Genomic DNA, 12,934 nt, shown 5'->3' on the forward strand with positions numbered 1-12,934 from the left:
GTTGGGGGAGGGGGATCTGCTGCGGATGCGGCGGGCGGGGATGCCGGCTCTGTCGGTGGAGGAGGGGTTGTGGTTGTTCGATGCGGGGTTGGGTTGCGGGTCGGCGGTGGTGGTGCCGTTGAGGGTGGACGGTGGGGCGTTGCGGGCGCGGGTGGACGAGGTGCCGGCGTTGTTGCGGGCTCTGGTGCCGGCGGGTCGGCGTCGGGCGGTGGTGGCCGGTGGGTCGGGTGAGGGGGCGTTGCGGCAGCGCCTCGCCGGCCTGGACGAGGAGGAACGCGCCCACACCCTCCTGGAACTCGTGCTCGGCTACGCGGCACAGGTGCTGGGGCACGCCGATGCCACTGCCGTCGACCGGGAGCGCGGCTTCCTCGAATCAGGCTTCGACTCGCTGACCGCGGTCGAACTGCGGAACCTGCTCAACACCGCGACCGGGCTGAACCTGTCCGCCATGGCGGTCTTCGACAGCAAGAATCCGGTCGAGCTCGCCCAGCACATCCAGGCCGAACTGCGGGACCTGCCCGCGGTCGGCGGCCCCGGCGCATCCGCAGCGACCACCGGCTCCGCGGGCCGGTCCGGCGGCCGGCGTGAGGAGACCCTGTACGACCTGTTCCTCGCTGCCGTCCAGAGGGGGAACGCACGCAAGGGCATGGCGATGCTTCAGGCGGTCGCCGACCTGCGTCCGGGCTTCGAGTCCGCGGCCGACCTGCCCGAGCTTCCGGTGCCGGTGTCCTTCCCGGTGCGCCCGCAGGCCGGGGACGGCCCTCGGCCCCCGAAGCTGATCTGCCTGAGCACGCCCACCGTGGCCGGCGGTGTCCATCAGCACGCCAGGCTCGCCGCCGGGCTGTCGGTGCCGGTCTGCGCGATCCCGACCCCGGGCTTCAGCCGCGACGACAGCCTGCCCGTGTCCTGGGAGGCGGCCGTGCGCGTGCTCGCCGACAGCGTCGTCGCGGCCGCGGCCGGTGAGCCGTTCGTGCTGTACGGGTTCTCCTCCGGCGGCCTGCTCGCCCATGCGACCGTCGCCCACCTGGAGCGCGAACTCGGAGTGCGTCCGGCAGCGTTGATCATGGCGGACAGCTACCGGGTCGGCCACGGCATCAACGAGGCGATCTTCGACCAGATGGCCTTCGCGGTCGAGGAACGGGCTTCGGTGCTGGGCGAGTTCAGCAGTGCGGAGCTCTCGGCCATGGGGCGCTACGCGGAGCTGCTGCCGGACTTCCGCGAGCAGGACCTGGCCGCGCCGCTGCTCTTCGTCCAGGCCGCCGAACTGTTCGCGATGAACGGTGACCCGGCGGTGGAGGGCGACCCGATGCTGCGGGGTGACGGTTGGCAGGCCACCTGGGAGCAGGCGGACACGGTACGTACCGTGCCCGGCACGCACTTCACCATCGCGGAGCAGGACGCCGCCACCACGGCCCGGGTCATCGACGGATGGCTGGCCGAGCTTCCCGGAGTTCCCGGGGAGCGGCACTGACAGCACTGACAGCACGAGCGGTACGAGCAGCAGGACCGATGAGCAGAAGCGTCACCGACCCAGAGGGAGGCATTCCGGTGAGCACGAGCAGAACGTCCGCCGCCGTCGAGCGCGGGGCGGCCCAGCGGATCCACGAGTTCATGCTGGCGGAGGGCCGGGGCGCGCCGGACCGGCCTGCCGTCGTCGAGGCGGGCCCGGCCGGCGAGTTCACCGTGCTGACCTACCAGCAGCTCGAACAACGGATGCAGGACTACGCCGTCGGCCTGGACAAGCTCGGGCTGGACATCGGCGACCGGGTGATCCTGGAGACGGACAACTCCGCGTCGGCCGTGGCGATGCTGCTGGCCTGTTCGTTCCTGGGGTTGACGTTCGTCCCGGTCAGCCCCGAGGTGCCCGCGGCTCGGCTGGCGTCGATCATCGCCACGGCGGAGCCGGCGTTGCACCTGCAGGCGACGGGGGGTGTCCGGGCGGGCATCCCGGCCGAGGTGGGGACGGCCCGGTTCGGCCCGGACGGCGTCGTGGTGGAGCGCCCTCCGCTGCCGCGGCCCCGGCGCCGCCGTGCCGCGGTCGGCACCGACGCCGCGTACATCATCTTCACCTCGGGCACCACCGGCCGGCCGAAAGGCGTGGTGATGAGCCACCGCGGGGTGCTGTCGTTCTACCGGGGGATGCTGCAGCACGGCATCGTCACTCCGCAGGACCGCGTGGCCACCACCTCGCCGCTGCAGTTCGACTTCTCGCTACTGGACATCGGCCTGACCCTGGGCAGCGGTGCGACGCTGGTGCCGGTGCCGCGGGACCTGCTGCACTGGCCGCGGCTGCTGCTGGGCTTCCTGCGGGACACCGGGGCCACCCAGGTCAACGGGGTTCCCTCGATCTGGCGGGCGGCGCTGCGGCACGAGGCGGAGGGGATCGCCGAGCTCGCCGGGCAGGTCCGCGGGGTGCTCTTCTCCGGCGAGGCGTTCCCGCTGCCGGAGCTGCGGCAGTTGCAGTCGCTGCTGTCCGACGTGCGGGTGGTCAACTGCTTCGGTCCCACCGAGGCGATGGCCTTCTCGCTCACCGACGTGCCCAACCCGCTGCCGGTGGACCAGGACAGGCTGTCGATCGGCTTCGCCTACCCGGGCGCGGAGATGCTGCTGATCGATGAGGACGGCGAGCCCGTCGAGGGCGCCGGGGTGACGGGGGAGATCTACCTGCGCGGGCCGTCACTGTTCACCGGGTACTGGGACGACCCGGAGGCCACCGGGGAGGCGCTGGTGGCCGACCCGCTGGACCGCCGCTCCGGTCAGCGGGTCTACCGCTCCCGGGATCTGGCCCACTACGGGGAGAACGGCGAGCTCTACTTCGTCGGCCGGGCCGACCTCCAGGTGAAGATCCGCGGCAACCGGGTCGAGCTCGGCGAGATCGAGCGCCGGCTCCTGGAGTTCCCCGGGGTGGCGGCCGCCGCCGTGGTGGTCCGTCCCCGGGAGGGGCGGGAGACGGAGGACCCGGAGCTCTGCGCGTTCGTGGTGCCCGTCCCCGGTGAAGACGTGCCGGGGGCGGCGGCGTTGAGTGCCTTCTGCAAGCAGGCGCTGCCGGCGTACATGGTGCCCCGGCAGGTGGAGTTGATCGACGCCTTGCCGGTCACGGCCAACGGCAAGACCGACCGGCGGGCGCTGGCGCAGGTGCCGGTCACGCGGCCGGTGTAGCGACTCCGGCCCGGCCGGCCGGCTCGGTGCGGGCGGACCCGGTGTCCGGCCTTTCCGGTGCGGGTCCGCCACTGCCCTCCTGGTGCGGGCGGGCCCGCGGCGCCGCCGTCACAGCTCCGTCGCCGGCCCGGCCCGCACCGCCGGCGTGCCCCGCCGTCACGGGCGGGACCGTCCCGGTCAGGCCGTCCCGGCTCCGGGCGCGCTCACGGCCGGCGCGGCCACCAGGCGGACCGCCTCGGCCAGTTCGCTGCTGGACGGGGCGTTCTCGGGGTCGGTGAGCAGTTGTGCGATGAGTCCGGTCATCAGGACCAGGTAGAAGGTGGCGGTCAACCGGGCCGCGGCGTCGTCGAGCGACGGGTCGACCTGCTGGAGCAGTGCGGCCAGCCCGCGGCGGGCGTGTTCCTGCGACTGGGAAACGAAGGGGCGCATGTCGGGGGTGCGCTGGATCTCACCGAACATCTCGAACTGCGCCGCCCACAGGCCCTGGTGACGCCGGATCAGTTCGATGATTCGATCCCAGACGATGGTGAAGCGTTCCACCCGGTCCGCCGCCGGGTCGATGCCGACGGCCAGTGCCCGTTCGAGTTCGCCGCTCCACTCCTCGGTGGCCTCCATGAGTGCCGCGTTGAGCAGGGAGTCCTTGGACCCGAAGTGGTAGCCGATCGAAGCAAGGTTGGCCCCGGAGGCCGCCACGATGTCGCGGGCGGTGGTGCGCGCATAGCCCTTTTCGAGCAGGCAGAGCTTGGCTCCCACCAGGAGGTCTTCACGATGTCCCATGGTCCGATGCTAACTGTTCGCCGACAGACGTCCAAGATGTACGTATGTATTATACGCGCGTACTATACAAACGTATAGCCAGGGCTCTAGCGTCGTCCTCATGACTGAGTCTCATCTGCCCGGCCCGGAAGCGACGGCCGGCCGCCGGGAGTGGACCGCCCTCGGCGTCCTGCTGCTGCCCGTCCTGCTCGTGTCCATGGACCTGACGGTCCTGTTCTTCGCGATGCCCTCCATCACCGCGGACCTCCAGCCGTCCAGTACCCAGCAGCTGTGGATGGTCGACATCTACGGCTTCGTCCTCGCCGGAGTGCTCATCACGATGGGCGCCCTCGGCGACCGCATCGGCCGGCGGCGGCTGCTGCTGATCGGCGCCGTCGCCTTCGGAGCGGGGTCCGCGCTGGCCTCCTACGCCGGCACGCCCGAGCTGCTGATCGCCGCCCGCGCCCTGCAGGGCATCGGCGGGGCGACGCTGATGCCCTCCACCCTGGCGCTCATCCGCAACATCTTCCGCGACCAGGCCCAGCGCCGTACCGCGGTCGCCGTGTGGTCCACCGGCATGGCCGCCGGCGCCGCCCTCGGACCGGTGATCAGCGGCCTTCTGCTCAGCCAGTTCTGGTGGGGGTCGATCTTCCTGGTCAACATCCCCGTGATGGTCCTGCTGCTCGTGGTCGGGCCGATCCTGCTCCCCGAGTTCCGCGCCCCGGCGGCCGGCCGCTTCGACCTGCTCGGCGCGGTGCTGTCGCTGGTCGCCGTGCTGCCGATCGTGTACGGCTTCAAGCGGATCGCCGTGGACGGTCCGGGAGTCCTGCCGGTGGGCGGCATCGCGGTGGGCCTGGTGTTCGGTGCGCTGTTCGTCCGCAGGCAGCGGACCAGCCCCGACCCGCTGATCGACCTCGAGGTCCTGCGGGCCGGCGTCACCAGGGCCTCCGTCGTCACCAACATGCTGGCCTCGTTCGTCCTGGTGGGCTTCGCCCTCTTCAGCACCCAGTACATGCAGTCCGTGCTCGGGATGAGCGCCCTGAAGTCGGCCCTGTGGACCCTCCCCGGCACCGTGGCGGTCGGCGTCTCGGTCCCGCTCGCCACCGCCCTGGTGCGTCGCGTCCGCCCGGCCTACATCATCTGCGGCGGCTTCCTCATCGCGGCCGTGGCTCTGCTGGCGATGACCCGGCTTCCCGACCGGGACGGCCTGGCGCTCCTGCTGATCGCCATCACCGCCGTCGCGTTCGGCCTGGCACCCGTGCTCGCGCTGGTCACCGAGCTGGTGGTCGGCACAGCGGACCCGGCCAGGGCCGGCTCGACCTCCGCCCTGCTCCAGACCGCACAGGAGTTCGGCGGTGCGCTGGGCGTCGCGGTGCTCGGCAGCATCGGCGCCGCGGTGTACACGCACAGCGCTTCCCTGGACGCGCCGGCGGACGTGCCGGCCGACCTGCTGGGCCCGGCCCGGGAGACCGTCGGCGGCGCCCTCGCCGTGGCCGGGCGGTTGCCGCAGGCCGCCGCCGACACGCTGGCGGGGGCCGCCCGTGCGGCCTTCGCCGAGGAGGTGCACGCGGCGGCGCTCGCCGGCGGCGCGGTGATGGTGCTGGCCGGCGCCTTCGTGCTCGCCACCCTGCGCTCGGTGCGCAACGACGCGCACCAGGAGCAGCGGACCGCCGGCTCCGCGGCCGGCACCACCGTCGATCCGGCGGCCGCCCGGACCGTCCTGCCCGCCGCGGAGAGCTGACCGGTCCCCCGCCCGCGGTCCCCGCCCCGTTACGACGCCGGGTGCGGGGCCGCACCCGGCGTCGTAAGGGTCTGCCTGGGGTTGCCTGGGGGGTTCCGGGGTGCGCCCGCTCGGCTACCGTCTGATTCGCAGTCCTGCATGCTCAGGTCGACCGCAGACCCCAGTCCTCGACGCACGGAACCGAGAGGAAAGCCGCATGCCCTCGCTGGCAGTCAATCTCCTTGAGACGGCGCGATTCCGCGCTCATGGACCACGACAGTCCGACGAGATCGCGGACCGCTACGGGCTGTCGGCCGAAGTCCGGGAGACCGTGCGGCTGGTGTCGATGGTCCTGCCGTTCCGCGTCAACGACTACGTGCTCCAGGAACTGATCGACTGGAGCCGCATCCCGGACGACCCGATCTTCCAACTGGTCTTCCCCCAGAGCGGAATGCTCACCCCCGCAGACGAGCAACGGCTGTCCGAGCTCTCCGCCGGCCCCGGCACCAAGGCCGAACTCGGCGCCCTCGTCCAGCAGATCCGCGGCCGCCTCAACCCGCACCCCTCCGGACAGCGGGAGTTGAACGTGCCTGCCCAGGACGGCGTCGACCTCCGCGGCATGCAGCACAAGTACCGGGAGACCGTGCTGTACTTCCCGAGCCAGGGGCAGACCTGCCACGCCTACTGCACCTACTGCTTCCGCTGGGCGCAGTTCGTGGGCGACGCCGACCTGCGCTTCGCCGCGCCGACGCCGGACCGGCTGATCGACTACCTCGGTGAGCACCCCGACGTGACCGACGTGCTGGTCACCGGTGGCGACCCGATGGTCATGTCCACCGAGCGGCTGCGCCGCCACATCGAGCCGCTGCTGGCGGTGGACACCCTGCAAACCGTCCGGATCGGCACCAAGTCGGTCGGCTACTGGCCCCAGCGGTTCGTCACCGACCAGGACGCCGACGACGTCCTGCGGCTGTTCGAGGAGGTGGTCGCCACCGGGCGGAACCTCGCGGTGATGGCCCACTTCAGCCACCCCCGCGAGCTGACCACCGACCTCGCCCGCGAGGCGCTGTCGCGGATCCGCTCCACCGGCGCGCTGGTCTACGGGCAGGCCCCGCTGATCGCCAGGGTCAACGACGACGCGGCCACCTGGTACGAGCTGTGGCGGGCCGAGATGGCGGCCGGCGTCGTGCCGTACTACATGTTCGTGGAACGGGACACCGGTCCGTACGACTACTTCAAGGTCCCGCTGGCCAGGGCCGCGGAGATCTTCCAGGAGGCCTACCGGCGGCTGCCCGGTCTGGCCCGCACGGTCCGCGGGCCGGTCATGTCGGCGACTCCCGGCAAGGTCGTGGTCGACGGGGTCGAGTCCACCCCTGAAGGCCGGTTCTTCCAGCTGCGGATGCTCCAGGCCCGTGACCCGAACCTGGTCGGCCGTCCGTTCCGTGCCCACCACAGCGACACCGCAGCATGGCTCGACGAGCTCAAGCTCCACGAGTCAACCCCGCCCGACCTGGCGACCGCGATTGCAGGCCTCGGCTGACCGAACCCGTCAGGGCTGAACCACCGGCGCGAATCACACAGACAGGAGCCGAACAGTGGCCGACCGGAGAGTGTCGCCCAACCTTGCGCTCAACCAACTCGTGGCCGAGCGCCAGTCCGAGGGCGAGTCCATCGTGCACCTCGGCTTCGGTGAGGCCCGGCTGCCCGTCTTCGAGCCGTTGGTGCAGCGGCTTGTCGAGGGCAGCCGACGCAACGCCTACGGACCGGTCGCGGGCGGCCTCGCCGTCCGCACCGCCGTCGCAGGGTACTTCGGGCGCCGCAGACTGCCGACCGATCCCGACCAGGTGGTCGTGGCGCCGGGCAGCAAGCCGCTGCTGATGGCCCTGGCCCTGACCGCCCCCGGCGACCTGCTGCTCCCGCGACCCGCCTGGAACACCTACGCCCCGCAGGCGCGGCTGGCCGGCAAGCGGGCCTTCGGCGTGCCCATCCCGGCCGAGTGCGGCGGCGTGCCCGATCCCGTGGCGCTGAGGGAGACCATCGCCGCGGCCCGCACCCTGGGCCACGACCCGCGCATCGTCGTGCTCACCCTGCCCGACAACCCGACCGGGACACTGGCGCCGCCCCCGCTGGTCCGCGAGATCTGCGCGATCGCGGAGGAGGAGGACCTGCTGATCGTCTCGGACGAGATCTACCGCGACATCGTGCACGACCCGGCGACGCCCCTGCTCAGCCCGGCCGAGGTGGCGCCGCGGCGGACGGTGGTGACCACCGGGCTGAGCAAGAGCCTGGCCCTGGGCGGCTGGCGCATCGGCGCGGCACGCTTCCCCGCCGGCCCCTGGGGCACTCGGCTGCGGGAGGGCGTGGTCTCCGTGGGCAGCGAGGTCTGGTCCACCCTGGCGGGCCCCATGCAGGCGGTCGCGGAGTACGCGTTCGCCGAGCCGGCCGAACTGCGGGCCCGGCTGGCAGCCGGAGCGAGGCTGCACGGCGCGGTGGCCCGCGCGGTGCACGGCATCATGGTCTCCGCCGGGGCCGACTGCCGCCCGCCGACCGGAGCGTTCTACGTCTACCCCGACTTCGAGCCGATCCGGGAGGACCTGGCCCGGCACGGCGTGAAGGACTCGCCGACGCTCTTCCAGCACCTGCTGGACGCCTACGGCATCGTCGTGCTCGCCGGGCACCACCTCGGCGACAGCGAGCGGGCACTGCGGTTCAAGGCGGCCACCAGCATGCTCTACGGCGCAACCGCGGTGGAGCAGCAGCAGGCGCTCGACGCGGCGGACCCGACCGCCCTCCCGCACGTGCGCGTCGTCCTCGACCGACTGGAGGAGAGTTTCGCCCGACTCCGTGCATGACGACGGAAAGCCCCGCAGAATTCCGCTCCACCGACCGCCGGAAACAAACGGCAGAATTTTCGCGTCCCGATTCGAGGTTTTGTCCTGCTGTTCTCCGGCGGCTCGGCGGACGGGTTTCCGGTCTTGGCGGACCTGTTCCGCAGGATTTTGGCGCGCTTGTCGTCCAACGATTCGACCCCCGCTTTTCGGTGTGTCCGTCAGCAATCGGTGAGACCTTCGTCGGAAATACCCTGCGACTCGCGTTCGGCGGTGCCCGGGAAAGTACGGGGTGCGGCGGTAGCGGGCGGGCGCTGCTCCGGCCGGGAAACGACGCGGGCCCGGTACGGAACCCGCGTTCCGTACCGGGCCCGGCCGGGCGTCCGCCCGGACCGCTCAGGCGGGTGTCTCGATCATCCGGACCAGAGTCTTCCGCAGGACGTCGGGGGCGGCGAAGTTCTCCATGTTCAGGGCGTCGTCCCGGAACCGTACGGCGAAGGTGCTCTCCAGGGCCGCGAGCAGCTCGACGACCCCCATCGAGTCCAGTCCGAGGTCGCGCAGCGCGGCGTCGTCGGCGAGCGGCTCGTCGGCGGGCAGGAAGGGCAGGTAGCGGCGTACGACGGCCTCGAACCGCGCGTCCACGCCGGCGTCGCCGGTGCTTTCGGGTGTGATTTCATCGGGCATGGGAAAAGGATGCCGAAACTCCCGATCGGATGTCAACGGGAGATCGGCGTGATCCTTTCGAGGAGTTGTCCGGAGAACGGGCGGCCGTTGACAGGCGACCGGCCGAAGTTAGAATTGTCCCGCGTCGGACCGGGCCGCGTCCTCGCATTCCCCGGTATCCCGAGGCTTTCCCCCGGGCGGCGGATGCGGCCCTCGAAATCCCCACGGGGCCTCCCCGTGAGAAGGAGTTCCGATGGACCGCCCGGCAGACAGCGCCCTGCACGCCAGATTCCTGCGCGGCCTGGCCGCGTCGCCGCACGGTGTGGCGATCCGGGCCGAGGGCAGGACGGCGACCTACGAGCAGGCACACCGGCTGGCGCTCTCCTGGGCGGGCGCGCTGCTCGCCGCCCCGGGCGGACCGCCCCGGGTCGTGAGCGTGCTGGCCGGGCGCAGCGTCGAGGCGTACGTGGGCATCCTGGCCGGCCTCTACGCGGGTCTGACGGTCGTGCCGCTGCTGGCGGACTTCCCGCCGGAGCGCACCGGGCAGATGCTGGAGTCCGCCGAGGTCTCCGCACTGATCGTGGACGCCGAGGGGGCCGCCCTGCTGCCGGCCCTGGCCGGGCTGCCGGTGGCCCGGCGCGGCCTGCCCGTGCTGGCCGCCGGGCCGGCGCCGGACGGGCCTGGCACAGGCGGCCTGCACGGGTTCGACAGCATCGCCGTCGACCCGGCGCGGGCCCTGGCCGGCCCGCGGCCCGCGGACCCCTCCGACGTCGCCTACGTGCTGTTCACCTCGGGATCCACCGGGCGCCCCAAGGGGGTGCGCCTGACGCACGGCAACCTGGCGCACTACTTCGGCCTCATGGACTCCTGGTACGACTTCACCGCGAGGGACGTGTTCTCGCAGGCGGCCAACCTCAACTGGGACTCCGCCGTCTCCGATCTGTGGTGCGCCTGGGGTGTCGGCGCCCCGCTGGTCTCGGTCCCCCCGCACGCCTATCGGGACCTGCCCGGATTCGTGGCCGAGCACGGGATCACCGTCTGGTTCTCCGCACCCGCCGTGATCTCGCTGGCCCGCCGCACCGGCGGCCTCGGGCCGGCGACCATGCCCACGTTGCGCTGGACCTTCTTCGGGGGCGAGGCCCTCCGGTACCAGGACACCGACGACTGGCAGCGCGCCGCCCCCGGCTCAGCCGTGATCAACGTCTACGGGCCCACCGAGACCACCATCACCACCCACCGCCACCGCTGGTCGCCGGAGCTCTCGCCCGCCCTCGGCGTGAACGGCGTGGTGCCCCTCGGCCGCCTTCACGAGGGCCACGCCGAACTGCTCCTCGACGAGCACGGCGAGCCCTCAGGGGCCGAAGGGGAGCTGTGGCTCTCCGGCCCGCAGGTCTCCGCGGGCTACCTCGACCCGCAGGACGGCCACGGCAGGTACCTCCGGCGGGACTCCCGCCTGTGGTACCGCACCGGTGACCGCGTCCGCCGGGTCGCCGGCGGCGAGCTGGTCTATCTCGGCCGGGTGGACGCCCAGGTCCAGGTGCAGGGGTACCGGGTCGAACTCGCAGAGGTCGAGCACGCCCTGCGCAGCCACGCACCGGTCGCGGACGCCGTGGTGGTCGGCGTCCCCGTCGGTAACAGCACCGAGCTGTTCGTCTTCTACCTCGGCCACCGGGATTTGTCCGCGCGGGAGTTCGTCCATCTGCTCGCCTCCCGGCTGCCGCAGCAGATGATTCCGCGGCACTACCGCCGGCTGGAGGAGTTCCCGCTCAACACCAACCGGAAGACCGACCGCCTGCGGCTCACCGCACAGGCGGCCGCGCTGCGCTCCTGACCCGCCGGCATGCCACGGGCCGGGTCGGCGTCCGGCCGCCGTCCGTGATGCCCGGCCGACCCGGAGGCGCCCCCGCAGCCAGGCCTCCGGGCATCCCCGTAGGGGCCGGTAGGGGCTGCTCCCCAATCCCCCCGCCGTTAGTTTCCGCCCGGGACGATCTCCGCCCCGCCGACCCCGAGCGCTCCCGGTGCCGACACGCCGGCACCGGACCGCACGGGCCCGAGAGGGCGACCCGTCGTCCCCTGTCGACGCCGCGGGCCACCGGGCAGTGCGCCCGGACCCGCACGCCGGCAGCCGAACACCACCGATCGAAGGGAACGATGCAGTGCATCGTCTTCTCCGCAAGCAGTCCGGCTGGAGACGCGGCGGCCTGCTGCTGTCCGCCGCGCTGGTCCTGGTCGCCGTCCTCCCCGGCGTCCAGCCCGCCGGTGCCGCCGGCCAGACCCCGAGCTGGCCCATGATCGGGCGGGACGTGACCAACACCCGGTCCAACCCCCTCGAAAAGAAGATCAACACCGGCAACGCCGCCCGGCTGGCCGTCAAATGGACCTACACCACCCACGGCGACGTCTCCGCAACCCCCGCCGTGGTCGGCGGCGCCGCCTACTTCCCAGACTGGGGCGGCTACCTGCACAAGGTCGACGCCAGGACGGGCAAGGGCGTGTGGACCCACAAGGTCTCCGACTACACCGGACTCGACGGGTCGGTCTCGCGGTCCAGCCCCGCGGTGGTCGGCGACACCGTCTACATCGGCGACTACGCCCAGGCCGTCCTGCTCGCGATAGACGCCACCACCGGTGCACTCCGCTGGAAGACCCAGCTGGACAGCCACCCCTTCGCGGTGCTCACCCAGTCCCCGGTCGTCCACGACGGCGTGATCTACCAGGGCGTCTCCTCCCGCGAGTCCGAGCTCGCCGCGGCCAACCCGGCGTACGTCTGCTGCACCTTCCGGGGCAGCGCCAACGCCGTCGACGCCCGGACCGGGCGCGTGCTGTGGACCCGCCACACCGTGCCCGACAACGGCGGCCAGGCCGGCGGCTACAGCGGCGCCGCAGTGTGGGGCACCCCCGCGATCGACGCCGAGCACCGCACGGTGTACTTCACCACCGGCAACAACTACCAGGTGCCGCAGAGCGTCGCCGACTGTCAGGCCGCCGGCGGCACGCCCGGCGACTGCCTGGCTCCCGACGACCACGTCGACTCCGTGCTGGCCCTCGACACCAGGACCGGCCGGGTCAAGTGGGCCAGCGGCCGGGCGCGGTTCGACGCCTGGAACGTCAGCTGCCTCCCCGGGTTCCCGCCGAACAACTGCCCGGCCTCCGTCGGGCCCGACTACGACTTCGGCGACGGCGCCCACCTGTTCACGATCCGCGACGCCTCGGGCCACCCGCGCCAGGTCGTCGGCGGCGGCCAGAAGAGCGGCGAGTACTGGCTGCTCGACGCCGGCACCGGACAGGTGGTGTGGAGCGCGGCCACCGGCCCCGGCGGCAAGGTCGGCGGCATCCTCTGGGGCACCGCCACCGATGGCAGGCGGGTCTACCTGGCCCAGGCCAACTTCGGCAAGGAGCCCTACCGGCTGCCCGACGGCTCGACCGCCACCGGCAGCTCCTTCGTCGCGCTGGACGCCCGCACCGGGCAGATCGCCTGGCAGATCGCCGACCCGTCGGACGGCTTCGCCTGGGCCCCGGTCACCGTTGCGAACGGCGTGCTCTACGCGAGCTCCACCAGCGGCCGGATGTACGCCATCGACTCCGCCACCGGACGCATCCTCTTCGACTACCTCGGCCCCTACTCCACGATCGCCGGGGCCGCCGTCGTCGACGGCACCGTCTACTGGGGCAACGGCTACGCGAAGTTCTCGTACGCCGGCACCACCGGCAGCACCACCACGGGCACGTTCTACGCCTTCTCCGTCGACGGCAGGTAGGCACGCACCGGCAGGGAGCCGCAGGCCGGCCGGTGCGAGCCGGCCGGCCC

Annotated in this window: 9 protein-coding genes; 7 read left to right on the top strand and 2 right to left on the bottom strand. The window is 72.4% G+C overall.

Features of this window, described 5'->3' with window-relative positions:
- The coding region (locus ACFUK0_RS20040; protein ID WP_380251984.1) for a thioesterase domain-containing protein at positions 1–1,471 on the top strand (1,471 nt) is incomplete at its 5' end.
- Between the two features lie 140 nt (positions 1,472–1,611).
- A complete protein-coding gene (locus tag ACFUK0_RS20045; RefSeq protein ID WP_380252060.1) occupies positions 1,612–3,159 on the top strand; it encodes an amino acid adenylation domain-containing protein in 1,548 nt (515 codons plus the stop codon).
- A gap of 177 nt (positions 3,160–3,336) precedes the next feature.
- Here ACFUK0_RS20045 and ACFUK0_RS20050 read toward each other — a convergent pair whose 3' ends face one another.
- The gene (locus ACFUK0_RS20050) at positions 3,337–3,936 is read right to left on the bottom strand and encodes a TetR/AcrR family transcriptional regulator (RefSeq protein WP_380251986.1); all 600 of its coding nucleotides are present in this window, start codon (positions 3,934–3,936) and stop codon (positions 3,337–3,339) included.
- A 100-nt stretch (positions 3,937–4,036) separates the two neighbouring features.
- Here ACFUK0_RS20050 and ACFUK0_RS20055 point away from each other — a divergent pair, with 100 nt between their 5' ends.
- The 3 genes from ACFUK0_RS20055 (at position 4,037) to ACFUK0_RS20065 (ending at position 8,487) form a co-directional block, all read left to right on the top strand.
- Entirely contained in the window at positions 4,037–5,656 is a 1,620-nt protein-coding gene (locus ACFUK0_RS20055) for an MFS transporter (protein WP_380251988.1), read from the top strand.
- Between the two features lie 196 nt (positions 5,657–5,852).
- Positions 5,853–7,175 (top strand): KamA family radical SAM protein, encoded by a 1,323-nt coding sequence (locus tag ACFUK0_RS20060; protein ID WP_380251990.1) that lies wholly within the window; start codon positions 5,853–5,855, stop codon positions 7,173–7,175.
- 70 nt (positions 7,176–7,245) lie between these two features.
- Positions 7,246–8,487, top strand: a complete 1,242-nt coding sequence (locus ACFUK0_RS20065; RefSeq protein ID WP_380251992.1) for a pyridoxal phosphate-dependent aminotransferase — start codon at positions 7,246–7,248, stop codon at positions 8,485–8,487.
- A 372-nt stretch (positions 8,488–8,859) separates the two neighbouring features.
- Here ACFUK0_RS20065 and ACFUK0_RS20070 read toward each other — a convergent pair whose 3' ends face one another.
- The gene (locus ACFUK0_RS20070; protein ID WP_380251994.1) at positions 8,860–9,147 is read right to left on the bottom strand and encodes a phosphopantetheine-binding protein; all 288 of its coding nucleotides are present in this window, start codon (positions 9,145–9,147) and stop codon (positions 8,860–8,862) included.
- 232 nt (positions 9,148–9,379) lie between these two features.
- On the opposite strand from ACFUK0_RS20070, the gene ACFUK0_RS20075 reads away from it, so the two are divergent.
- Together ACFUK0_RS20075 and ACFUK0_RS20080 are read left to right on the top strand one after the other, a co-directional pair.
- The gene (locus ACFUK0_RS20075; RefSeq protein ID WP_380251996.1) at positions 9,380–10,957 is read left to right on the top strand and encodes an AMP-binding protein; all 1,578 of its coding nucleotides are present in this window, start codon (positions 9,380–9,382) and stop codon (positions 10,955–10,957) included.
- Positions 10,958–11,282: 325 nt separating this feature from the next.
- A complete protein-coding gene (locus ACFUK0_RS20080) occupies positions 11,283–12,884 on the top strand; it encodes a PQQ-binding-like beta-propeller repeat protein (RefSeq protein WP_380251998.1) in 1,602 nt (533 codons plus the stop codon).
- Positions 12,885–12,934: the final 50 nt, after the last annotated feature.

It is taken from the genome of Kitasatospora sp. NPDC057223, from assembly GCF_042669755.1.
In the GTDB taxonomy this organism is placed as follows: Bacteria; Actinomycetota; Actinomycetes; order Streptomycetales; family Streptomycetaceae; genus Kitasatospora.